A 23139-nucleotide genomic window follows, 5' to 3' on the forward strand; every position below is an offset into this window, starting at 1 on the left:
TTTCGGGGATAATGATGTTCGCAGCTATCGGCCTTGTCATCCTGATCGTCATGGTTTTTGGCGGATTCGCCTTTACCGGTGGCGACCTTGGCCCGGTGCTGCACGCGCTGCCCCATGAAATGCTCATCATCGGTGGCGCCGCCGTCGGCGCGCTGGTCATCGGCAACAGCGGCTCGGATCTCAAGGCGCTACTCGGCGGCTTCGGCAAGGTCTTCAAGGGACCGCAATACAAGAAACAGGATTTTCTCGACTGTATCTTCCTCGTCAGCAAGCTGATGAAGGCATTGCGCGTCGAAGGCCCGGTGGCGCTCGAACCGCATATCGAGGATCCGGCCAGCTCGACCATCTTCACCGAATATCCCCGGCTGATGAAGGACAAGACGCTGATCCACCTGATCTGCGACACGCTGCGCCTGGTCGTCGTATCCTCCGGCACGCTCGACCCGCACGCGGTCGAGGAGGTGATGGACAACAGCCTCAAGACACATCACCACGACGCGATCAAACCCGCCGACAACCTGCAAGGGCTGGCCGACGCGCTGCCCGCGCTGGGTATCGTCGCGGCGGTGCTGGGCGTGGTCAAGACGATGGGTTCGATCGACCAGCCACCCGCAATATTGGGCGCGATGATCGGTTCAGCGCTGGTCGGCACGTTCCTGGGCATTCTGCTCGCCTATGGCATGGTCAATCCCTTCGCCAATCGTTGCCGCAGCGTGATCGAGGCCGACGGCGCCATCTATCATGTCGTCAAGCAGATCATCGTCGCCTCGCTCCACGGCCACCCCCAGCCGCTCGTCATCGAAGCCGCCCGCTCGGGCCTCACCCATGCGAACCAGCCCGGCTTTGCCGAAGTGTTCGACGGCATGCGGGGCAAATAAGCGATGGCGGGGGACAAGAAGCGGGGCCAGAACGAGCCGGAACCGCGGCCGATCATCGTCAAGAAGATCATCGTCGAGGGACATGGCGGCCATCATGGCGGCGCCTGGAAGGTTGCCTATGCCGACTTCGTGACGGCAATGATGGCCTTTTTCCTGCTGATGTGGCTGCTGGGCGCGACCACCGAAAAACAGCGCAAGGGGCTGGCCGACTATTTCACGCCGACTTTGGTCGAGATGCGGGAATCCTCTGCCGGGTCCAACGGCATGTTCGGCGGCGACAGCCTGATGTCGAAGGATAATTATCCGACGACCGGCGGTCAGGGCAATCAGGCCATCACCATCCCGCGCGACGCGTCGGGCGTGAAGGATCAGGGCGGCAAGTCCCTGAAAGCGGCCGACCGTGCCAAGTTCGAGAAGATCAAGGCGGAACTGGAAAAACGCATGAGCGGCAAGGGGCTGGACAAGCTGCGCAAGAATGTCCGTTTCACCGAAACCCGCGAAGGGCTGCGCATCGACCTGATCGACGAGGCGGATTTCGCGATGTTCGCGATGGCGACAGACAGGCTGCTGCCGGCGGCACGCACGCTGATTGGCGAAGTCGCCAAGACGCTGCGAACCATGCCCAATCCGGTGATCGTGCGCGGCCATACCGACGGCCTGCCCTATGCGGCCGGCCGCACCATGAACAACTGGATGCTTTCATCCGCGCGCGCGGAGGCCACCCGTCGCGCGCTGGCGGAAACGGGCATCGGCAACGACCGTTTCGCCAAGATCGAAGGCGTCGCCGACCGCGACCCCTTTGTGAAGAAAGACCCCTACGACCCGCGCAACCGCCGCATGTCGATCGTGCTTGGTTGGAGCCGGGGCGCGGAAACGCCCGAACCGGAAGTGGACGAAGAAACGAAAGCCGCGATCCGCGAGCGAGACAACCCCATCAACATCGCCCGCACCGAAGCCCGCGCGCTGGACATGGGCGGCACCGCCCTCCCGGCAGGCGCGGAACTGTTGAACCCAGGGGCGAAGGGAACGTCATCCAAGCCCGGGAAACATTGATCGGGCAGATGGGCTTGTGAGTGTTACGGGTCTGGTGACAACCATTTGCGGAAGTTGACTGGGAATAGTCTATCACCCAAAAGTGGTCGCTATGACGGTAAAAGCGTTAGCGATCTGGCTTGGTGTTTCAGCTATGGTGTTTGCCGTCTGCTGTTTTGTGATGCTTCAATTCGGTCATTCTATGGATGCGCCTATGTTGGTTTATCCATTCATCGTCGCTTGGGGAGCAAGCGCGCTCGCTTGGCCCTTATTTCTTGTTTGGTTGTTACGTAAATCTATTCGGGCAGCTTTTCACAAGCTGCGCTCGTAAGCAGACGATCGACCAACCACCCAAATCCGGACGTAGCCACCCCGCCCTATTTCTTCCCAAGCCCCTGAAGGATCGACTTACCCGCGCTCAGTGGATCGGCGCGCAGCCTGCGTTCTTCGGTGCCGATATAGGTGAAGATGCCGCCCATCGCCTGATCGGTGACGCTGTCGGTCAGGCCGTCGCGGTCGATGCCTGTCATGCGGAGCAGGCTGGCATTCTTGCCCAGTTTCGTCAGTTGGCCAAAGACGCCGGTCTTTTCCAGTGCGGCCAGGATCAGCGGGCGCATCTTGCCGCGCAGCGCGTCGGTGCTGCTGTCGCGCAGATAGCGGGTCGCGCCATCCCCCTGCGACACGATGCCGACGCCATCGCTAAGCGACATAGTGTTGATGGCGTTGCGGAAGATGGGTTTTGCCTCACCTGCCGCCATGCCCGCCGCGTCGTTGATGCCGCGCGTCAGCTTATCGGTCAGGCCCACCTTGTCGGTGATCGTCATCAGCTTGGCCGCCTGTTTGAACGGACCGGGCAGCAGGATGCGAACAGCCTGATCATTATAGAAGGTGCCCGGTTTGGCGAGTTGGTCCAGCGCGCTGTCGGACGCCTTGCCCAACAGGCCGGTGACAGGAGCGGCGATCTGCGCCTGCGCGCGCGCGGGCACCGCCATGACGACCAGTGCAGCCATGACGGCCATAGTCGCGGTCCGAATTCCCATGATCTTATCCTTCCCCTGGCACCCCATCCGGCGACCTTTGTCGCACGAACGGGGGTGTCAGGAAAGCACGATCAGGCGAGGGCGTCGGCGGCCGGGGTATAGGGCAGGCCAAGGTCGGTCGCCACCGCCTCATAGGTCACTTTTCCGTCCCAGATATTGAGGCCCGCGAGCAAATGGGGGTCACGGCGCAGCGCCTCTTTCCAGCCCAGTTCAGCGATCCGCAGGGCATGGGGCAGGGTGACGTTGTTCAGCGCATAGGTGCTGGTGCGCGCGACCGCGCCGGGCATGTTGGCGACGCAATAATGGACGATGCCCTCGACGATATAGGTAGGATCGGCATGGGTGGTCGCGTGGCTGGTTTCAAAGCAACCGCCCTGATCGATCGCGACATCGACCAGCACCGCGCCCTTCTTCATGGTCTTGAGCATATCTGCGCTGACCAGCTTGGGCGCGGCGGCGCCAGGGATCAGCACCGCACCGATCACCAGATCCGCCTCCGCCACGCATTCGGCCAGGTTCGCGCGGTTGGAAAAGCGGGTCTTGGCCCGCGCCTCGAAATAAGTACCGAGCCTTTCCAGCACTTGCGGATCGCGGTCGAGGATGGTAACGTCCGCCCCCAGCCCGGCTGCCATCTGCGCCGCGTTGAAGCCGACCACGCCGCCGCCGATCACCGCGACTTTGGCGGGCAGCACGCCCGGCACGCCGCCCAAGAGCACGCCGCGTCCGCCATTGGCCTTTTCCAGCGCCGTCGCGCCCGCCTGAATCGACATGCGACCCGCGACCTGACTCATGGGCTTGAGCAGCGGCAGGCCCCCGCTGGAATCGGTGACGGTTTCATAGGCGATGCAGGTCGCGCCCGACGCGATCAGGTCGCAGGTCTGCTCCGGGTCGGGGGCGAGGTGGAGGTAGGTGTAGAGGATCTGGCCGGGGCGCAGCATGGCGCGTTCCTGCGGCTGCGGTTCCTTCACCTTCACGATCATCTCGGCAGTGGCAAAGATTTCGGCGGCAGTGGCGACAATTTGCGCGCCTGCCTTTTCATAGAGGGGGTCGTGTGCGCCGATGCCCTCGCCCGCGCCAGTCTCGACAAGGACGGTGTGGCCGTGAGCGGTAAGTTCATGGACGCTCTCGGGCGTTAGCCCAACCCGATATTCGTGGTTCTTGATTTCCCGAACGGTGCCGACGATCATGCCACTTCTCCAACTTTTCTCCAGCCTGCATTCCCGGCCCATCGAGCGGGTGGCGGCTACCTGCCGCCAGTATATCGCCAATCGGGCGAAAGATGTTCCCGAAATTCCGGCCTTGTGGTGGGGATGGGAAATGTTATCCCGATAAAAGGCAAAATAACGGGATAAACGTGCATGGATCGGTTCGACATTGCGCTGCTGGAGGCGATGCAAGCCGATTCGCGCCGGTCGATGATCGAACTGGGCGAGGTGGTGGGCCTGTCCAGTTCCGCCTGTCATCGGCGGGTGCGGGCGCTGGAGGAGGCGGGGTTTATCAGCGGCTATGGCGCGCGGCTCGATCCGGTGCGGCTGGGCCTGGGCCTCCACGCCTTTGTCGAGATTTCGCTGACCAGCCAGAGCCAGGAGGCGATGGATCGCTTCGAGGGAGCCGTAGCGGGCTTTCCCGATATATTGGAATGCCATTTGATGGCGGGAAAGGCGGACTATCTGCTGCGGGTGGCGGCGGCGGACCTAAAAGGGTTCGACGCCATCCATCGCGACTGTCTCGCCCGGCTACCGGGGGTGTCGGCAATCCATACCAGCTTCGTCATCCGCCGCATCCGCGACTGGCGCGGCTATCCGGCGGGTCATTTACGGGAGTGAGTGTGGTCAGCCCGGAAAGAGGTAGGTCGGCAGGCCCTTGATGCCGCCGCAATCCACCTCGAACAGCGCGCCGTCATGCTCGGACGGTGGCAATCCCTCCGCAGCGGACGTCACGAAAATCCGGTCGAGCGCTTCGCCCGCGAAACAGATATTCGTGACCTGAAGCGCCGGCAAGGCGATGGCGCGTTCGCGCTGGCCGTCCGGATCGAAGCGGCTGATGCGGCTGCCCTCCCAATGGGCGATCCACAGGAAACCCTCCGAATCGACGGTCATGCCGTCGGGATAGCCCTCCTCTTCGGTGAAGGTGATGAAGGGCTGGCGATCTGCAATCTTGCCGCTTTCCTCGCGGGCGAAGCGGTAAACGGTGCGAAGGCCGGAATCCGTGTGATAGAGCCAGCGGCCATCGGGCGAGAAGGCTGGGCCGTTGGGCACTTCATAGCCGCCGTCCATCTTCGTCCACCTATGATCGGGATCGAAGCGATAAAAGGCACCGGTCGGCGGATCGGCGGGCAGTCCCTTGGTCCCGCACCAGATGCGGCCATCGGCATCAGCCTTGCCATCATTCATGCGGCTTCCGGGCAGGTCGACTTCCGGGTCGCCGATGGGGCGGATCGCAAAGGGATCAAGGGAAAGTTCGGCAAAGCCGCTCTGGAAACCGGCGATAAAGCCGCCAGCGGCGCGCTCAACCACCCAGCCCAAAGGCTCAGGCATTGGCCAGCGAGTAACGGCACCATCGCTCAGGGACAGGCGATTGAGCGCCTGCCCCATGATGTCGACCCAATAGACGGCGTTGTCGCGCGCCGACCAGCAGGTGCCTTCGCCCAGCACGTCGCGCGTGTCGCGGGGGATGATCTGCCAGTCGGCCATTGCGCGTTCTCTTAATGGTTATCGCGGGGCAGGCCCATGGTCTGGGCGATGCGCTGATATTTCTCCGCCCCTTCCAGAATCGCGCCGCTATCCATCTGGCCGACGAGGTTGCGCTGGATTTCCTGCCACGGGGTCTGCGAGGCGGGATATGTATACCCACCTGCGGCCACCAGCGCGGTTCGGCGCTCGGCCAGTTCCGCGTCGGATATCAGCACGTTCACCGTTCCGGCCTTCAGGTCCATGCGGACCCGGTCGCCGGTCTGGATCAGCGCCAGACCACCCATCGCCGCCGCCTCTGGCGAGGCGTTGAGGATGGAGGGACTGCCGGAGGTGCCCGACTGGCGCCCGTCGCCGATGCAGGGCAGCGCGCTCACCCCTTCGGTGATGAGATAGGCGGGCGGGCGCATGTTCACGACCTCCGCCGCACCGGGATAGCCGATCGGCCCCGCGCCGCGCATGAACAGCAGCGTGTCGGCGGTGATGCCGGTCGCCGGATCGTCGATGCGGTGATGATAATCCTCCGGTCCATCGAACACGACCGCCGGACCTTCAAAGGCTTCGGGATCGTCGGGGTTCGACAGATAGCGGTCGCGAAACTCGGCGCTGATGACGCTGGTCTTCATCACGGCGGCGTCGAACAGATTGCCAGAGAGGACGAGGAAGCCCGCATCCTTGAGGATCGGCTGGTCGAAGGGGCGGATGACCTTTTCATCCTCGATCGTCGCGTCGCGGCAATTGTCGCCGATCGACTTGCCATTGACCGTCAGCGCGCCCTCGCGGATCAGGCCCTGCCCCATCAACTGGGCGACCACGGCGGGAACGCCGCCCGCGCGATAATAATCCTCACCCAGATATTCGCCCGCAGGCTGGAGGTTCACCAGCAACGGCACCTTGTGCCCGACCGTTTCCCAATCCTTAAGCGGCAGTTCGACGCCGACATGGCGGGCAAGCGCGGCCAGATGGATCGGCGCGTTGGTGGAGCCACCGATCGCCGAGTTGACGAGGATCGCATTATGAAAGGAATCGAGCGTCAAAATGTCGGAGGGCTTGAGATCCTCCGCCACCATTTCGACGATGCGCTTGCCGGTGCGGTAGGCGGCTTCCTGCCGGTCGCGATAGGGTGCGGGGATGGCGGCGGAACCGGGCAGCATCATGCCCAGCGCTTCGGCCAGCGAGTTCATGGTCGAGGCCGTGCCCATCGTGTTGCAATAACCGGTGGAGGGGGCGGAAGAGGCGACCAGCTGGATGAAGCCCGCATCGTCAATCTCGCCTGTGGCGAGCATCTGCCGCGCCTTCCAGACGATGGTGCCCGACCCGGTGCGCTCGCCCTTGTGCCAGCCGTTCAGCATCGGCCCGACCGACAGGGCGATGGCGGGGATGTTGACGGTCGCCGCCGCCATCAGCAGCGCGGGCGTGGTCTTGTCACAGCCGGTGGTCAGGATCACGCCATCGAGCGGGTAGCCGTAGAGCGATTCGACCAGCCCCAGATAGGCCAGGTTACGATCAAGGCCCGCCGTGGGCCGCTTGCCGGTTTCCTGAATCGGATGGACCGGAAATTCCAGCGCGATGCCGCCCATCTCGCGAATACCCTCGCGCATCCGCTCCGCCAGCACCAGATGGTGGCGGTTGCAGGGCGACAGGTCGCTGCCGGTCTGGGCGATACCGATGATCGGCTTGCCCGAGCGGAGTTCGTCCAGCGACAGGCCGAAGTTCAGATAGCGCTCCAGATAGAGCGCGGTCATGTCGATATTGTCGGGATTGTCGAACCAGGCGCGCGAGCGGAGCTTGGGGGCGGGCGTATCTGTCATGGGGGTTCCGGTCAGGCTTTTGAGATCAAGGATTCGTGGAGAGGCGATAGATCATGACATGCCGATAGGGCGTGCCGGGATCGACGCGAGCGGAGGGGAAGGACGGCTGGTTGGGGCTGTCGGGGAATTTCTGCGGCTCCAGCGCGATGCCGTCGCCCATGCGGTACAAATGCCCCTGCTTGCCCATGAACGTGCCGTCGAGGAAATTGCCGGTGTAGAACTGGAGGCCCGGCTCGGTCGTCAGCACTTCAAGCACGCGGCCCGTGGCCGGGTCTTCCAGCCGCGCGGCCAGTTCGGGCGTCTTGGTCAGCCCCTTGTCCAGTATGAAATTATGATCATAGCCCTGACCCATGCGGATCTGCTCATCGCTGCCATCGCGGATGCCGTCTGCGACGATGCGGGCTGCGCGGAAATCGAACACCGTGCCGTCAACCGGGCGGCGCTCGCCTGTCGGGATCAGCTTTGCATTGACGGGCGTATAGGCGGCGGCGGGGACCGTCAGCTTATGCTGGGTCGCGCCCTGCGGTGCGCCGTCGCCCGCCAGGTTGAAGATCGCATGGTTGGTCATGTTGACGACGGTCGGCTTATCGGTTTTCGCATCGAAGGCGATGGTCAGCGCGCCGTCATTGTCCAGCGTATAGGTAGTGGTGACGGACAGGGTGCCGGGATAGCCCTGATCCCCGTCGGGACTGACATGCGACAGGACGACGCTGGGTTTCGGGCCGCTTTTCCGTGAAACCACTTTCCACGCGACCTTGTCGAAACCTTTGGTCCCGCCATGCAGCGAGTTGGCCTTGTCGTTGAGCGACAGTTGATGGCTTTTGCCGTCGAGCGAAAAGCGCCCTCCGGCGATACGGTTGGCGTAGCGGCCCACCGTCACGCCGAAATAATTGGGATGATCGACATAGGAGGACAGGTTGTCATAGCCGAGCAGCACATCCGCGCTCTTGCCCGTGCGATCGGGCGCGATCAGCGACTGGAGCGTCGCGCCATAGGTCAGGATCTTCGCCGACATTCCCTTGTCATTGGTCAGGGTGATCGTCTCGATCGCGGTGCCGTCGGCCAACTGGCCTGCCGGTGCGCGCTTTGCTTCTGCCGCCAAAACTGCACTACTCCCCAGCAACGCCCCTGCGAGCAGGCCCAGCGCCATTCCGCTTTTCGCGCCCCTTCTCATGGCGTCCCACATATCCTATCCCCTGTCGTGACGACGCCCATTGACGCATCCAGCGTCCATATATAGTCCGACAAATAAATGAAGCGCAAGCCACGTCGGTTGCGAACCACGCGGCGCAATATCTTGGAGTAGGGTGGCATGGCAGGACCAATGACGTCATCGGCGGTAACGAGCGCAGGTCCGGGGCATCCCGCCGCCAAATATGGTCCTGCGTTGACGCTGCTGGCCAGCCTCTTCTTCATGTGGGGCTTCATCACCGTCATCAACAACACGCTGCTGCCGCATCTGCGCAGCGTGTTCGACCTCAATTACACCCAGACGACGCTGATCGAATCGGTGTGGTTCATTGCCTATTTCGTCGCCTCTATTCCCTCGGCCAAGCTGATCGAACGGGTCGGTTACCAGAAATCGCTGGTCGTCGGCCTGTTGATCATGGCGGCGGGCGCGCTGGGCATGGTGCTGGCGGCCAGCCTGCCCTCCTATGGCGTGACTTTGTTCATGCTGTTCGTGATCGCCAGCGGCATCACCCTGCTGCAAGTGGCGGCCAACCCCTATGTGGCGGTGATCGGTTCGCCCGAAACCGCCTCGTCGCGGCTCAATCTGGTGCAGGCGTTCAACTCGGCCGGCACGATGCTGGCGCCGCTGTTCGGCGCCTATCTGATCCTGGGCCGGTCAAAGGGCGGCACGGCAGAGGCCGGCACGGTATTGACGCAGGCCGAACGATTGGCCGACGCCCACTCCGTCGTCCTGCCTTATATCTTGGTGGCGGGCGTGTTGGTGGTGCTGGCGATCATCATCGCCCGTTTCCCGCTGCCCGCCATGGGATCGGCCACCAGCCGCATTGCAAAGGAAGAACGCAAGCATCATTCACTGTGGAAGCATCGCAATCTGGTGTTCGGCATTCCCGCCATCTTCATCTACCTGATCGCCGAAATCGGCGTCGCCAACCTGTTCGTCAACTTTGTGAGCCAGCCCGAAATCGCCAATCTGACTCCGGAAATGGCCGGTCGCTACCTGACTCTGCTGTGGGGCGGGATGATGGTGGGCCGTTTTGTCGGCTCGGCGATCATGCAGAAAATCCCGGCTGAAACCGTATTGGCCGCCTTCTCGGTCGGCGCGTTCGTGGTGATGCTGGTGACGGTGTTCACCACCGGGCCGGTGGCGATGTGGTCGCTGATTCTGGTCGGCCTGTTCCACTCGATCATGTTCCCGACTATCTTCACGCTGGGGATCAAGGGGCTGGGGCCACTGACCGAGGAAGGATCGGGCCTGCTCATCATGGCGATCGCCGGTGGCGCGCTGGTGGTGGTGCAGGGCAAGCTGGCCGATATATACGGCCTGCAAACCTCCTTTCTGCTGACTGCCGCGTGCGAACTCTACATCCTCTTCTACGCGCTATGGGGGGCGAAGGTGACGGACCCGTTGCCCGACGTGCCGCTGGAGGGCTGATCGCCTGTGGATGAAAAGGGCCGCTTTCCACCGAGGAAAGCGGCCCTTCTTCTATTGTCTACCCCGCCATGATTAAGGGACGATCGACAGTTCGCTCAGGTGGAGCCGAGAAGTGTGATTTTCGAGTGAAGGAGCGCAGCATACTTCAGGTACGTGAGCACCGGAACGCAGGAAATCGCGCTTCGCAGGTTGAAGCGAGGCACGTGACTCGCTTCAACATGGGCGGACTGTCGGTCGTCCCTAGCCGCTCATGGCGCTGCGTGTATCCTCCAGCGCCAGGTCGACCAGATGGCGCATGGCCTCACTCGCCGCGTCCCCGTCGCCCGCCACGATCGCGTCATAAACGCGCGCATGGTCAGGAATGGGGTTGCGGGGCAGGCCGCTGGCGCGGTGCTTATATTGGGTGGTCCAGTTGACCGCCGCGCCGATGCTGGCGCTCAGCACCAGCAGCGCGTCGTTGCGGGTCGCGTTGAGGATGGCGTTGTGAAAATCGCGGTCGGCGGCGCGGCCCAGATCGGTCGACAGCGTATGGCGACGCATCGCGGCCAGCGCGTCCTTCATCGCGGTCAGGTCCGCCTTGTCCCGCCGCTCCGCCGCCAGCCGCGCGGCGGCAGGCTCGACGATCGCGCGCAGTTCGAACAGGTCGCGCACGAACTGCACGTCCGGCTCCCCGGCAAAGGCCCAGGCAAGGACATCGGGGTCCAACAGGTTCCAGCGGTTGCGCGGCAGCACGCGGGTGCCTGCCTTGGGCCGGCTTTCGACCAGCCCCTTGGCGGTCAGCACCTGCACCGCTTCGCGATAGGCGCTGCGCGATACCTCCAGTTCCTCGGCAAAGGCGACTTCGCCCGACAACACATCTCCCGGCGCATATTGGCCCGACAATATCGCGGTTCCCAGCTTGTGGGCGATGGCGCCGTGCAGGCGGCGGCCCGGACCACGCGTGGCGCGCGCGGGCGCTGCCCCTTTGGTCACGGCTTCCGCCTCTCCGTCTGAAACCCCTGCGCCACTGGCCTTCGTCATGCTGCTATATCCTCCCGCTTTGACCTCTAACAGCGGGGCGCGGCGGGGGGAATGAGAAACATTGCCAACGTCGCTGGCCTGTCATATGTCGGAGTAATATCGCATCACCGGCAGGCCGAAGCCGCCGTCCAAGGGAGTAATTTGCCATGTCATTGCGTCTTTTGCAGCATCGTGGGCCAGACGGCACGCGATCGGTCATCGCGGCGCAGGGCGAGGCGGCCCATTTCCTTGAGGGCGCGACAAGCATATATGCGCTGGCCGAACGGGCGATCGCCGACGGCGTGTCGCTGGCGGAAGCGGTAGCGGGCTGCGCGCAGGGTGCGGCGGTCGACATCGTGGCCGAACTGGCCGCTGGTCGTCTGCTGGCGCCGATCGACCATGACGACAGCGCGCATATGCTGCTGACCGGCACCGGCCTCACCCATCTTGGCTCGGCCGAGGGCCGCGACCAGATGCACAGGGCCGCCGCCGCAAGCGAGACCAGGACCGATTCGATGCGGATGTTTCTGGAAGGGCTGGAGGACGGCAAGCCCGCCCCCGGCACGGTCGGCCAGCAGCCCGAATGGTTCTTCAAGGGCGACGGATCGCAACTGGTGGGGCCGGGCGACACCCTGACCATGCCCGCCTTTGCCCAGGATGGCGGCGAGGAGCCGGAACTGGCTGGCATCTACCTGATCGGCCCGGACGGTACCCCCTTTCGCCTTGGCATCGCGCTCGCCAACGAGTTCAGCGACCATGTGACCGAACGGCACAATTATCTGTGGCTGGCGCACAGCAAGCTGCGGCAGGCGGCGGTCGGCGCGGAATTGCTGGTCGGCGAACCCCCGGCCCATGTCGAGGGGACGAGCCGCATCCTGCGCGACGGCGCCACGCTCTGGGAAAAGCCGTTCCTGTCAGGTGAAGCGAATATGTCGCACAGTCTGGCGAATCTGGAACATCATCATTTCAAATATGATCTGTTCCGCCGCCCCGGTGACGTCCATGTCCATTTCTTCGGCACCGCCACTTTGTCGTTCAGCGACGGCGTGAAAACGCAGGAAGGCGACGCCTTCGAGATCGAGGCCGCGCCCTTCACCCTGCCGCTGCGCAATCCGCTGGGGCGTGCGGCGCAGACTCCAGTCGTGGTAAAGGCGCTCTGACGATGGCCCCCATTCGCATTGCCCTCGTCGGCGTCGGCAAGATCGCCCGCGACCAGCATCTGCCCGCCATCGCCGGGAATGATGATTTCGTGCTGACCGCGACCGTCAGCCGGCAAGACCCGCAACTGAACGTACCGCATTTCTCGACCCTCGACGCGCTGCTGGCCAGCGGGTTGCAGGTCGATGCTGTGGCGCTCTGCACCCCGCCGCAGGTCCGCTACGACGCGGCGATGGCGGCGCTGGACAAGGGGCTGCATGTGTTCCTGGAAAAGCCGCCGGGCGCCACGCTGGCGGAGGTCGATGCCCTGCGCGGCCATGCCAGCAAGGCGGGCGTCACCCTCTTTGCAAGCTGGCACTCGCGCTATGCCGCCGGGGTTGAGCGCGCCCGCGACTGGCTGGCAAATCGGCAGATCGACAAGGTAACGATCATCTGGCGCGAAGATGTGCGCGTGTGGCATCCGGGTCAGGCGTGGATCTGGGAACCGGGCGGTCTTGGCGTATTCGATCCGGGCATCAACGCTTTGTCGATCGCCACCCACATCCTGCCACGCCCCTTCTTCCTGACCGACGCGACCCTAACGCTGCCGGAAAATCGCGCGGCGCCGATCGCGGCGGACATGAGCTTTGTCGATACGGCGGGCGTACCGATTTCGATGGACCTCGACTGGCGGCAGACCGGCCCGCAAAGCTGGGACATCATCGTCGAGACGGACGCGGGCACCCTGTCACTGGCCAAGGGCGGCGCGGTGCTGACCCTGCCCGACGCCACCCATGTCGATGAGGATCGCGAATATCCCGGCCTTTACGCGCGCTTTGCCGAACTGGTGCAGGGCGGGACGAGCGATGTCGACACGCGGCCGCTGCAACTGGTGGCCGACGCCTTCCTGCGCGGACATCGCAAGGCGACCGAGGCCTTTCACGATTGATCCCTGCCCCGCCGGAACGCTCCTGCCCTTCAGACATTGAGGGCGGGAGCATTTGAACGGCGGGAGGCGGGCATGAGCCACAAGATCGACAGACTGGTGATCGTCCCCGACGATATCGACCTGTCGCGCTCACCGCTCGCCGGGTTGGGGGCGGAAACTTATGTGCTGGGCGCTTTCAATCCCGGCATGACCCGCCTGCCGGGCGGCAATATCCTGCTGATGGTGCGGATAGCCGAGGCGCTCAAGACCCCGATCCACGACGGCCATGTCCATGCCATTCGCCGCGATGGCGAGACGGGCCGCTATGTCCTCGACGCCTGGCCGTTGGAGGAGGCCGACACCAATGATCCGCGCGTCTTCAGGCTGCACGGCGGCGGCTGGCGGGTCATTGCGCTGACGTCCCTGTCATGGCTGTTGCCGGTGGAGATGTCGGCGGACGGGTTGACGATTGTCGCCTTCCATTATGACCGGGCGATCGCGCCCGCCCATGATTTCCAATGCTATGGGATAGAGGATGCGCGGATCAGCCGGGTCGGCGCGCGATGGCTGATGACGACCTGCTCGGTCAGCCCGGAACGGCATTCGACCACGCTCTATCTATCCGACAACGGTCTGGACTGGCGGTTCGAGGATATGGTGCTGGATCACCAGAACAAGGATATGCTGATCTTTGAAGGGTTGATCGACGGCCATTATTGGGCGCAGACCCGGCCGCTGGGCGACCTCTATTTCGCCTATCCACCCGGCAGTGAGTGGCGCGCCGGGCCGTCGATCAACCTCGCGACCTCCCCCGACGCTTTGCACTGGAAACCGCATCTGCGCCCCGGCATCCGGTCCCATACGGCCAGCGATGCGACCGCGCGGATCGGCGGCGGCGCCCCACCGATCCTGATCGACGCGGGCTGGCTCAGCCTCTGGCATGGGGTCGAACCGAACGGAGGGGTCGGCATTTACCGCACCTATTGGACGCTGATGGATCGCGATGATCCCTCCATCATCATCGCGACCGGCCATATTCCGCTGATCGAGCCGGACGAGGCGCTGACCCGACCGATCGCGCATCAGCTCTATCTCCACGATGTCGTCTTCACGACCGGCATTATCGATGGCGGCGACCATTTTATCGTCGCATCGGGGGAGGCGGATCTGGCGTGCCGGATTACCCATATTCGTAAGAATCTGATCAAATCGTCCTGATCGAAGTTAGCCCCTTATCTATTTAAGGGCAATGGCGCACGATCCTTGCAACTTTTTGCAGCGCAGCGTGTTTCCTGAACAACCGTTAATCCGTCGTATCGCGGCGACAGGCGGGTTCCCTTCGACGAAAGACAGGATGATGCAAGGCACGACGTTGGATAGCGACCGTTCGATTTTCGTCCCGCAGCACATTGCCCTGATCGGCAACAGCGTGCCACGACGCTGCGGGATCGCAACGTTCACGACCCATTGCCGCGATGCCATGAAGGGCGCCTTTCCCGATCTGGTCATCGACCATTATGCAATGGACGACGGGCTGGGCGACATTCGTTATCCTGAAAGCATCATCCCCATCCCCCAATATGAGGCGGCGGCCTATTCTGTTGCAGCGCAGCAAATAAAGGAAAGCGGGGCCGAGGCGATCTGGCTTCAGCACGAATTTGGCATCTTTGGCGGACCGGCGGGCGACATGATCCTGCGCCTGCTGGAGCGCACGACCCTGCCACTGGTCAGCACCTTCCACACCATATTGGAACAGCCGGACGCAGACGAGCGCCGCGTGACGGAGGCGCTGATCGCCCGGTCCGACCGGATCATGGTGATGGCCGAGCGCGGGCGGGAGATATTGCGGTCAAGCTATGGCGTGCCCGACAGCAAGATCGCGGTCATTCCTCATGGGGTGCCCGATCGCCCGCATGTGGCTTCCGCGACCATGCAGCCACGCTTCGGCTGGGACGGACGACGGGTCATCCTGACCTTTGGCCTGCTGGCGCCAGACAAGGGTATCGACACCATGATCCGCGCCATGCCGATGGTCGCGGCTCAGCATCCCGACGCGCTTTATGTCGTGCTGGGCGCGACCCACCCCAATATCGTGCGCGAACAGGGCGGCGAGACTCTGCGCGAGGATCTGATCGCGCTCGCCACGTCGCTGGGCGTTGAGGACAATGTCCGGTTCATTGACGGCTATGTCGAGCAGGAAGCGTTGCTCGACCGGCTTCAGGCCGCCGACATCTATGTGACGCCCTATATCAACCCCGCGCAGGTGACATCCGGTACGCTCAGCTATGCCATCGGCATGGGCAAGCCGGTTATCTCCACCCCCTATGTCCAGGCGATGGAGATATTGGCCGACGACGTCGGGATGCTGGTCCCCTTCCGGGACGAAGAGGCGCTGGCCGATGCTCTGTGCACGCTGCTGTCGGACGCCGATCTGGCGGAAGGCTATGCGACCCGCGCCTATGCCTATGGCCGCAAGATGATCTGGAGCGAACTGGCGCATAATGTAGGGCGGCTGCTAACTTCCGCCTGCAGGATGCAGCCAACGCGACTGGTGCCGCGCCGCAGTTATGACATATTGAAGCCCGATGCTGCAGGCGTGCTGCGGATGAGCGACGGGACGGGCCTGTTTCAGCATGGCATATTGTCCGTGCCCGACCGCAATCATGGTTATTGCATCGACGATAATGCGCGCGCCCTGATTTTGATGACGCAGATGACGGACATGGAACCGCAATTACGCGACCAGTGGACAACCACCTACGCCTCCTTCCTTCAGCACGCCTGGAACCCTGACCGGGGACGGTTCCGCAACTTCATGGCCTTTGACCGGCGCTGGCTGGAGGAGGTGGGATCGGAGGATAGCTGCGGACGGACCATCTGGGCGCTGGGTGTCGCCGCACGCGACGCGCCGCTGGAAAAGCATCGCCACTGGGCGCGGCTGATGTTCGATCGGACGGCAGGCTCGTTGCTGGACGCGGGTTCGCCACGCGCGCAGGCCTTCCTGATCCTGGGCGCGGCGGCGATGCTGGACGCTGTTCCGGGGCATCGGGTTGCGGAGCAGATCGTCGCGGATTTCGGTCGTAATCTTCTCCACCTGCTGGATGAAGCCCGCCGCCCCGACTGGGCGTGGTTCGAAGCGGTTCTGGCCTATGACAATGCTCGGCTACCGCAAGCGCTGCTGCTGGCGGGCAAGCAGTTGTGCGATATGAAGATGATCGCGCAAGGACTGGCAACGCTGCAATGGATTGTCACGCGCCAGCAAGCGCCGGAGGGGCATTTCCGCGCCATCGGCACCGAAAGCTTCGGCCGTCCGCACCGCCACCCGCTGCCCTTTGACCAGCAGCCGCTGGAGGCGCAGGCGACGATCGACGCCGCCGCGACCGCCCATGCAATCAGCCGCGACGCGCGCTGGCTGGACGTCGCGGACAATGCCTATCGCTGGTATCTGGGCCAGAACGACCTGTCGCTGCCGCTGGCGACGCCCGCCGATGGGGGCTGTTATGACGGGTTGACGCCGATGGGGGTCAACGAAAATCAGGGCGCGGAATCGCTTCTCGCGCTGCAACTGGCCTCCTGTGCGATGAACAGGCTTTTCCAGCGCACCGTGATGGTGTCAAAGGGGACTCAGGCGGAAGAGGAACCCCTGTCCGCCTGAATGGGTCTGCACCCTAACCGTGGCTGATCGGGATATTGTACCTTTGTCTGATATAGATGCGCTGCCGCTTTACCTGACGGCCAATCCGGCTCGTGTCGTCGTGCGCCCCTTTCACCTTGCCTGGCAGGCCAATGGCGGGGCACCCAGCCGTACCCAGCGAATCACCAATGCCGTGCTGGCGCTGGACGATGCAGAGGTCGATCAACAGTTGACCCATGTGTTGCGCGATTTCGAGAAACGGCACTGGCAGACGCGGCGCGTCTTCATGACCCGGTTCGAAGAGATTTCCGTGTTGCTGAAGCTGGATTGCGACAGCTTGAGCGCCGAACGGAAACAGTTGATCGGCGCCTATTTCTGCCACGAATATAGCTATTGCGCCGCCGCGCTGATGAACCCCAGCGTGGTGCTGCATCCCGATCAGACGGGAATGAACGGCAGCAGTTGCCGCATCATCCTGTCGCTGCGCGCGGTGGGGGAAGGGCATATCAGCTCCATCGCCTTTCGCGAGGGTATCATCACCCGCGATGCCCAGTTCCATCTCGCGCCCGAGCCGCCCTTCGCCACCGCCGCCGACGCCCATGGCGACGAGGATTGCGAACAGGAAGGAGCCGTCACCATCTTCCGCCATCCCGACTCCACTTTGTCGGGCACCGTCATCTTCCCGATCACCGCCGCGCAGGCCAATGGGCTGGAAGATCTGCGCCTCGTCAAATTCGCGCATGAGGATGGCCGGACCGAGTGGCTGGGCACCTACACCGCCTATAATGGCCGGCAGATCCAGTCGGAAATGATGCGGACCCGCGACTTTCGCAGCTTCGACATGGTGCCGCTGACGGGCAGCGCCGCGCGTAACAAGGGGATGGCGCTGTTCCCCCGCAAGGTGAACGGCCGTTACATGATGATCGGGCGGCAGGATGGCGAAAATCTCTACCTGATTGGCTCCGACAGCCTGACGCACTGGGACGAGGGGGAAAAGATATTGTCGCCCCTATACCCTTGGGAAATCGTCCAGATTGGCAATTGCGGCGCGCCGATCGAGCTTGACGAGGGCTGGCTGCTGCTGACCCACGGAGTCGGGGCGATGCGCGAATATTCGATCGGCGCGGTGCTGCTGGACAAGGAAAATCCGGCAAAGGTTCTGGCGCGTACCAGCCAGCCCGTGCTGGCCGCTTCGGAAAATAATCGGGAGGGCTATGTGCCCAATGTCGTCTATACCTGCGGCGCGATGCGGCATGGCGACAATATTTTCCTGCCTTATGGGATCGCCGACAGTTCCGTGGCCTTTGCCTTTGTGCCGATCGCCGATATGCTCGCCAAGATGGAATGACGAGCTAGCTCGTTGATCGTAAGGGGCTTTGAATGCTGAAGAAATGGATCGTCACCACGGCGCTGGTCGCGCCGCTTCTGTCGTTGTCGCCGGTTGACGCTCAGACGGTGCGACAGGTGGGCGCGGCCCGGCTGGAAAATGTGCCGCCGGTCCCGGCCGACATCGCCGCCGCCGTTCAGCGTTACCAGAACAGCCGCGCCGCCCTGTTCGAGGATTGGCTGCCCGATGGCTCGATGCTGATCGCCACCCGTTTCGGCGCGACCCAGCAATTGCATCATGTCAAGGCGCCGGGCGCCGCGCGCACGCAACTGACCTTCTATGACGAGCCGGTCGCGACCGCCAACAGCATCCCCGGCACCGACCGGTTCGTCCTGACCCGCGATACGGGCGGCGATGAATGGTTCCAGCTTTATGCCAAGGGGTTGACCGGGGAAGCCGTGGCGCTGACCGAAGGCGGTACAACCCGCAACGCCTCACCGGTGATGAGCCGCGACGGCACGCTGCTGGTCTGGGCGCGCGCAACCAAGGGATCGGGCAGCTACAGCCTGCTTGCGACCGATCCGACCAAGCCCTCCGCCCCGCGCACGCTCCACAGCGTCGATGGCGCGATTGCGGCGGACGACCTGTCCGACGACAAAACACAGTTGCTATTTTCCCGTGGTATTTCCAACCGGGAGAGCCAGCTTTTCCTGCTGGATATCGCCAGCGGCAAGGCGACCCGGATCGCGCCAAAGGCCGCAGCCGCGCGCTACGAAAGCGCGCGCTTCCTGCCTGGTGGCAAATCGATCATCACCATCTCCGATGGCGGCAGCGACACACGTCGCCTGGTCGAGATCGACTTGGCCAGCGGGCGCGAGACGGTGTTGACGCCGGACCTGAAATGGGACGTCGAATCCTATGATCTCAGCAAAGGCGGCCGGGTGCTGGCCTATGCGGTGAATGAGGATGGTTTTTCGCGCATCGTCGTGCAGGATCGCATCACCCGCCGGGCCCTGCCGCAGCCGGAGCTGCCGCGCGGCGTGCTGACCGCGCTCAAATTCTCGCCGGATGGCGGGGCGCTCGCCATCGGCCTCACCAATGCGACCTCGGCGGGCGACGTGTGGAGCTGGGACGTGAATGCGGGCGGCCTCATCCGCTGGACCATGTCCGAACTGGGTGAGTTGGACCCGGCGAAGCTCGCCGAACCCACGCTGATCCGCTTCAGGTCGTTCGACGGCCTGTCGGTCCCGGCCTTCGTCTATCGCCCGCGCGGCGTGGCGGCGGACGCGAAAACGCCGGTCATCATCGACATTCATGGCGGGCCAGAGGCGCAGACGCGCCCCATCTGGAACTATGGCGCGCAATATTTCGCGGATATACTGGGCGCGACGGTGATCCTGCCCAATGTGCGGGGCAGCGACGGCTATGGCAAACGCTATCTGAACCTCGATAACGCCGAAAAGCGCGAGGACAGCGTCAAGGATATCGGCGCGCTGATCGACTGGGTGGGCACGCAGCCGGACATGGATGCCGCGAAGGTCGCGGTCTATGGCCAGTCCTATGGTGGCTATATGTCGCTGGCCGTCATGACCCATTATTCCGACCGGCTGGTCGGCGGGGTTGAACGTTATGGCATCAGCGACTGGATGTCGTTCCTCAACAATACAGAGGCCTATCGCCGCGACAATCGCCGCGCCGAATATGGGGACGAGCGTGATCCGAAGATGAAGGCGGTGTTCGCGAAAATCTCGCCCATGGCCAATGTAGGCAAAATCACCAAACCGATGCTGGTGATGCAGGGCGCGAACGATCCCCGCGTGCCGCAGTCCGAATCCGATCAGGTGGTGGCAAAGCTGCGCGCGGGTGGGGTCGAGGCCTGGTATGTGCTGTTCGCCGATGAAGGCCATGGTTTCATGAAGAAACCCAACAACGACCTGCGCCGCGAGGTGGAGACGCTGTTCCTCAAAAAGCTGTTCGAGGGGAAGTAAGGCGCGCGCGCGTTACAGTTTGCGACATTTTTTGGGGTGACGTGACAAATTTGCGGGACAAGGTGGGTCGATAAGGCGTTCATGGATGACGAAGGCGGCAGCGCCCGGAGCATTCAACCCTTTAAGAGACACTGGAGTTTGACGATGATCCGCAAGTTCATGACCACGGTGGCCCTCGGTTCGCTGTTCGTCGGCGGTCTGGCCGCCTCGCACCTCGCCTTTGCCCAGGCTGACGCGCCCCAGCGGCGCCTGGACCGGGTTGGGCCGATGGCGATGGCCGATGCCAACAAGGACGGCAATCTGACCCGCGCCGAACTGACCCAGGCGCTCACCGCGCGCTTTGCCAGGATGGACAGCAACGGCGACGGCAAGGTGACGAAGGAAGAGCGCGCAGCGCAGCGCACCGCGCGCCTCGACGCCCGCTTCACCAGCCTCGACGCCGACAAAAATGGCCAGATCAGCAAAGCGGAGTTCACCGCAGGCCATGACAGGCCTGATGGCAAGGACGGCGATCAGGCCAGGCGCGGCGATCGTCGCGGTGGTCCCGATGGCGGGCGCCATATGCGTGGTCCGGGCGGCGGCAGGATGGGCATGATGGGCGGCGGCATGGGCGGTCGCGCCGATGCCGACAAGGATGGCACACTGACCCGCGAGGAATTTATGGCCGGACCGCTCGCCATGTTCGACAAGGCCGATGCCAACAAGGACGGCACCGTCACCGCCGCCGAACAGCAGGCCGTTCGCGCAACGATGCGCGACGGCTGGAAGGCGCGGCAGGCCGAAGCGCAGAAATAAAGATGCAGATGATGGCTACGCGGCGGGGTTCCCCCTTTACCCTGCCCGCCGCGTGGCCGTCTCCCCCGGAAGGGCGGAAGCCTGGTTCCCCCCCCCTGACAGGCTTTCGCCCTTCCCCCCCGGATGAACCCGTGACAAGACAGTGACATGAGCGAACGCCCCCACCTGCTGCTCGTCGACGACGAGCGTTCGATCCGCGAGCCGCTGGCGCAATATCTTGTGCGGAACGGTTTTCGCGTTACCGCCGTTGACAGCGCGGCGGAGGCACGGATACGCCTGAACGCCAATGCCATCGACATGGTGGTTCTGGACATCATGATGCCCGGCGAGGACGGGCTTTCGCTCTGCCGCTTCATCCGTGAAACCAGCGAAATTCCGGTCATCCTGCTGACCGCCCGGTCGGAGGAGACGGACCGGATCGTGGGGCTGGAGATGGGCGCGGACGACTATGTGCTCAAGCCCTTTTCCCCACGCGAACTGGTGGCCCGGATCAAGGTGATATTCCGCCGCGTGGCCACCGGTGGGCAGCGCGTGACCGCGCCCGATGGGGCAACCTATAGTTTTGCAGGCTGGCTGCTCAAATCACAGGAACGCACGCTGGTCGACAGCGAGGGCGTGTCGCTGCCGCTCTCGACCGCCGAATATAATCTGATGCTCGCCTTTGCGACGCGGCCCAATCAGGTGCTCAGCCGCGACCAGTTGCTCGACATCACCCAGGGGCGGGAGGCCAACGCCTTCGACCGGGCGATCGACAACCAGATCAGCCGCCTGCGCAAAAAGATCGAGCCGGACCCCAAGACCCCGACCCTGATCAAGACCGTGTGGGGCGGCGGCTACACTTTGTCCGCCGAGGTTCGCAAACTGTGAAGCGCCCGCGTCTGTGGCCGCAGAGCCTGGTCGGGCAGATCATCCTGCTGGTCGCGCTGGCGCTGTTTCTGGCGCAGGCGATCAACTTCGTGCTGCTGCTGCGGGAGCGCAACCGGTTGCAACTCACGGCGCAGACCGCGCCTGCGGTGTTTCGGATCGTCGATTCGCTGGACAACCGCACCGATCGTCCCGACCGTCGCGGCGACGATCGGCGGCGGGTGCGCTTTGCCGATAGTGCCCCCAGCCTGCGCGGCGTGGCGCGGCCCGACATCGAACGGCGCGCGGCCGACATGTTTCAGGACATCGGCCTTGTCGTGCATAGCATTCGCGCGGCGGAAGACAGCCAGCTCCAGCCGCTGCGCCGGTGGGAGCAGGTACGCCTGCGCGCCAGTGGCGAACAACCGCAGCGGCATCGCGCGCGCCGCCTGACGATGGCGGCCGAATATGCGCCGGGCAAATGGGCCGTCACGGAAACGCGGAGCGGCGACAAGCCGCCACGCATGGGCGGGTGGCTACTCTGGCAGACGCTGATCCTCTACGTGATCGTACTCGCCCCGTTACTTTGGGTCGGGCGGCGTCTCGCGCGCCCGCTCAAGCAATTGACCGGCTCCGCCCAGCAATTCGCGCGAACGGGTGCCGCCGATCCGGTGGATGAGCGCGGGCCGGGCGATGTGCGCGAACTGACGATGGCCTTCAACGCCATGCGCGGCCGAATCGTCGCCATGCTGGATGAAAAGGACAGGATGCTGGGTGCGATCGGGCATGATTTACGAACCCCGCTGGCCTCGTTGCGCGTCCGCACTGAATCGGTCGAGGATGAAGGCGAGCGCGCCCGCATGTCCGAGACGATCGAGGAAATGAACCGGATGCTGGATGACATATTGTCGCTGGCGCGGGCCGGGCGCAGCATGGAGCCAGTGCAGAAGGTCGACCTTTTCTCACTCGCCGATGCGGTGGTCGATGATTTCATCGAGCTGGGATCGCCGGTCGACATGATCGAAAGTGGCCGGGTAGTAGGATCGTTGCGCCCCCAGCTAATCCGCCGCGCGCTCCGCAACCTCATTGAAAACGCCGTCGTCTATGGCGAGCGCGCCCATGTGTCCGTCGCGCAGGAAACAGGCGCGGTGCGCATCATCGTCGCCGACGACGGGCCGGGCATTGCCGAGGATCGGATGGAGGAGATGATGGAACCCTTCACCCGCCTCGAAGGCTCCCGCAACCGCGAAACCGGCGGCGCGGGCCTAGGCCTTGCACTGGTCCGCGCGATCATGGCGGAACATGGCGGCACACTGCGCCTCGCAAACCGAGCAGAAGGTGGGCTGGAGGCGAGTCTGGTGCTGCCGATCGAGGGGCATTAGCTTGCCTTGCGCGATTCCCGTAGCGCCCCCCC

The 23139-nt window shown here is 63.7% G+C and carries 19 protein-coding genes; 13 read left to right on the forward strand and 6 right to left on the reverse strand.

The window, feature by feature from the left end:
- The first annotated feature begins 14 nt into the window (after positions 1-14).
- Both motA and WFR25_RS24040 read left to right on the forward strand, forming a co-directional pair.
- The gene (motA, locus tag WFR25_RS24035; protein WP_336975032.1) at positions 15-878 is read left to right on the forward strand and encodes a flagellar motor stator protein MotA; all 864 of its coding nucleotides are present in this window, start codon (positions 15-17) and stop codon (positions 876-878) included.
- 3 nt (positions 879-881) lie between these two features.
- Positions 882-1931 (forward strand): flagellar motor protein MotB, encoded by a 1050-nt coding sequence (locus WFR25_RS24040; RefSeq protein ID WP_336974346.1) that lies wholly within the window; start codon positions 882-884, stop codon positions 1929-1931.
- Between the two features lie 356 nt (positions 1932-2287).
- Here the strand turns inward: WFR25_RS24040 and WFR25_RS24045 are convergent, their stop codons facing one another.
- Together WFR25_RS24045 and ald are read right to left on the reverse strand one after the other, a co-directional pair.
- Positions 2288-2950: a DUF4197 domain-containing protein gene (locus tag WFR25_RS24045; RefSeq protein WP_336974347.1), complete on the reverse strand. Its 663-nt coding sequence runs from the start codon at positions 2948-2950 to the stop codon at positions 2288-2290.
- A gap of 71 nt (positions 2951-3021) precedes the next feature.
- Positions 3022-4137, reverse strand: a complete 1116-nt coding sequence (gene ald / locus WFR25_RS24050; RefSeq protein WP_336974350.1) for an alanine dehydrogenase — start codon at positions 4135-4137, stop codon at positions 3022-3024.
- A 171-nt stretch (positions 4138-4308) separates the two neighbouring features.
- Between ald and WFR25_RS24055 the strand changes: the two genes are divergently transcribed.
- Positions 4309-4776, forward strand: coding sequence for an Lrp/AsnC family transcriptional regulator (locus WFR25_RS24055; protein ID WP_336974352.1), 468 nt, complete (start codon positions 4309-4311; stop codon positions 4774-4776).
- A gap of 6 nt (positions 4777-4782) precedes the next feature.
- Here WFR25_RS24055 and WFR25_RS24060 read toward each other — a convergent pair whose 3' ends face one another.
- From WFR25_RS24060 to WFR25_RS24070, 3 genes are read right to left on the reverse strand one after another with little or no spacing between them, the layout of a single operon-like run.
- A complete protein-coding gene (locus WFR25_RS24060; RefSeq protein WP_336974353.1) occupies positions 4783-5643 on the reverse strand; it encodes an SMP-30/gluconolactonase/LRE family protein in 861 nt (286 codons plus the stop codon).
- Positions 5644-5654: 11 nt separating this feature from the next.
- On the reverse strand, positions 5655-7451 hold the full coding sequence (locus WFR25_RS24065) for an IlvD/Edd family dehydratase (RefSeq protein WP_336974354.1): 1797 nt from the start codon (positions 7449-7451) through the stop codon (positions 5655-5657).
- A gap of 25 nt (positions 7452-7476) precedes the next feature.
- Positions 7477-8601 (reverse strand): aldose epimerase family protein, encoded by a 1125-nt coding sequence (locus WFR25_RS24070; RefSeq protein WP_336975033.1) that lies wholly within the window; start codon positions 8599-8601, stop codon positions 7477-7479.
- 162 nt (positions 8602-8763) lie between these two features.
- On the opposite strand from WFR25_RS24070, the gene WFR25_RS24075 reads away from it, so the two are divergent.
- The gene (locus tag WFR25_RS24075) at positions 8764-10074 is read left to right on the forward strand and encodes a sugar MFS transporter (protein WP_336974356.1); all 1311 of its coding nucleotides are present in this window, start codon (positions 8764-8766) and stop codon (positions 10072-10074) included.
- A gap of 240 nt (positions 10075-10314) precedes the next feature.
- Here WFR25_RS24075 and WFR25_RS24080 read toward each other — a convergent pair whose 3' ends face one another.
- A complete protein-coding gene (locus WFR25_RS24080; protein WP_336975034.1) occupies positions 10315-10995 on the reverse strand; it encodes a FadR/GntR family transcriptional regulator in 681 nt (226 codons plus the stop codon).
- A 245-nt stretch (positions 10996-11240) separates the two neighbouring features.
- Between WFR25_RS24080 and araD1 the strand changes: the two genes are divergently transcribed.
- The 9 genes from araD1 (at position 11241) to WFR25_RS24125 (ending at position 23107) form a co-directional block, all read left to right on the forward strand.
- A complete protein-coding gene (gene araD1 / locus WFR25_RS24085; protein WP_336974358.1) occupies positions 11241-12233 on the forward strand; it encodes an AraD1 family protein in 993 nt (330 codons plus the stop codon).
- 2 nt (positions 12234-12235) lie between these two features.
- Positions 12236-13159 carry a Gfo/Idh/MocA family protein gene (locus tag WFR25_RS24090; protein ID WP_336974359.1) on the forward strand — a complete coding sequence of 308 codons (924 nt, stop codon included), beginning with the start codon at positions 12236-12238 and terminating at the stop codon, positions 13157-13159.
- Positions 13160-13231: 72 nt separating this feature from the next.
- A complete protein-coding gene (locus tag WFR25_RS24095) occupies positions 13232-14356 on the forward strand; it encodes a glycoside hydrolase family 130 protein (protein ID WP_336974361.1) in 1125 nt (374 codons plus the stop codon).
- Positions 14357-14492: 136 nt separating this feature from the next.
- Complete coding sequence (locus WFR25_RS24100) at positions 14493-16793, forward strand: glycosyltransferase family 4 protein (protein ID WP_336974363.1); 2301 nt, start codon at positions 14493-14495, stop codon at positions 16791-16793.
- Positions 16794-16836: 43 nt separating this feature from the next.
- The gene (locus WFR25_RS24105; RefSeq protein WP_336974364.1) at positions 16837-18120 is read left to right on the forward strand and encodes a glycoside hydrolase family 130 protein; all 1284 of its coding nucleotides are present in this window, start codon (positions 16837-16839) and stop codon (positions 18118-18120) included.
- Positions 18121-18152: 32 nt separating this feature from the next.
- Positions 18153-20087 (forward strand): S9 family peptidase, encoded by a 1935-nt coding sequence (locus WFR25_RS24110; protein ID WP_336974366.1) that lies wholly within the window; start codon positions 18153-18155, stop codon positions 20085-20087.
- A gap of 144 nt (positions 20088-20231) precedes the next feature.
- Entirely contained in the window at positions 20232-20882 is a 651-nt protein-coding gene (locus WFR25_RS24115; RefSeq protein WP_336974369.1) for an EF-hand domain-containing protein, read from the forward strand.
- Positions 20883-21029: 147 nt separating this feature from the next.
- Positions 21030-21749, forward strand: a complete 720-nt coding sequence (locus WFR25_RS24120) for a response regulator transcription factor (protein ID WP_336974370.1) — start codon at positions 21030-21032, stop codon at positions 21747-21749.
- Positions 21746-23107, forward strand: coding sequence for an ATP-binding protein (locus tag WFR25_RS24125; RefSeq protein WP_336974372.1), 1362 nt, complete (start codon positions 21746-21748; stop codon positions 23105-23107). Before WFR25_RS24120 ends, WFR25_RS24125 begins: the two co-directional genes overlap by 4 nt.
- The last annotated feature ends 32 nt before the right edge of the window (positions 23108-23139 follow it).

It is taken from the genome of Sphingobium aromaticiconvertens, from assembly GCF_037154075.1.
Classification (GTDB): domain Bacteria; phylum Pseudomonadota; class Alphaproteobacteria; order Sphingomonadales; family Sphingomonadaceae; genus Sphingobium; species Sphingobium aromaticiconvertens.

Excerpts from the sequence above, each read along its gene's own strand:
- motA (WP_336975032.1), top strand. The coding sequence starts at position 15 with ATGTTCGCAGCTATCGGCCTTGTCATCCTGATCGTCATGGTTTTTGGC.
- WFR25_RS24040 (WP_336974346.1), top strand. The coding sequence starts at position 882 with ATGGCGGGGGACAAGAAGCGGGGCCAGAACGAGCCGGAACCGCGGCCG.
- WFR25_RS24045 (WP_336974347.1), bottom strand. The coding sequence starts at position 2,950 with ATGGGAATTCGGACCGCGACTATGGCCGTCATGGCTGCACTGGTCGTC.
- ald (WP_336974350.1), bottom strand. The coding sequence starts at position 4,137 with ATGATCGTCGGCACCGTTCGGGAAATCAAGAACCACGAATATCGGGTT.
- WFR25_RS24055 (WP_336974352.1), top strand. The coding sequence starts at position 4,309 with ATGGATCGGTTCGACATTGCGCTGCTGGAGGCGATGCAAGCCGATTCG.
- WFR25_RS24060 (WP_336974353.1), bottom strand. The coding sequence starts at position 5,643 with ATGGCCGACTGGCAGATCATCCCCCGCGACACGCGCGACGTGCTGGGC.
- WFR25_RS24065 (WP_336974354.1), bottom strand. The coding sequence starts at position 7,451 with ATGACAGATACGCCCGCCCCCAAGCTCCGCTCGCGCGCCTGGTTCGAC.
- WFR25_RS24070 (WP_336975033.1), bottom strand. The coding sequence starts at position 8,601 with ATGGCGCTGGGCCTGCTCGCAGGGGCGTTGCTGGGGAGTAGTGCAGTT.
- WFR25_RS24075 (WP_336974356.1), top strand. The coding sequence starts at position 8,764 with ATGGCAGGACCAATGACGTCATCGGCGGTAACGAGCGCAGGTCCGGGG.
- araD1 (WP_336974358.1), top strand. The coding sequence starts at position 11,241 with ATGTCATTGCGTCTTTTGCAGCATCGTGGGCCAGACGGCACGCGATCG.
- WFR25_RS24090 (WP_336974359.1), top strand. The coding sequence starts at position 12,236 with ATGGCCCCCATTCGCATTGCCCTCGTCGGCGTCGGCAAGATCGCCCGC.
- WFR25_RS24095 (WP_336974361.1), top strand. The coding sequence starts at position 13,232 with ATGAGCCACAAGATCGACAGACTGGTGATCGTCCCCGACGATATCGAC.
- WFR25_RS24100 (WP_336974363.1), top strand. The coding sequence starts at position 14,493 with ATGATGCAAGGCACGACGTTGGATAGCGACCGTTCGATTTTCGTCCCG.
- WFR25_RS24110 (WP_336974366.1), top strand. The coding sequence starts at position 18,153 with ATGCTGAAGAAATGGATCGTCACCACGGCGCTGGTCGCGCCGCTTCTG.
- WFR25_RS24115 (WP_336974369.1), top strand. The coding sequence starts at position 20,232 with ATGATCCGCAAGTTCATGACCACGGTGGCCCTCGGTTCGCTGTTCGTC.
- WFR25_RS24120 (WP_336974370.1), top strand. The coding sequence starts at position 21,030 with ATGAGCGAACGCCCCCACCTGCTGCTCGTCGACGACGAGCGTTCGATC.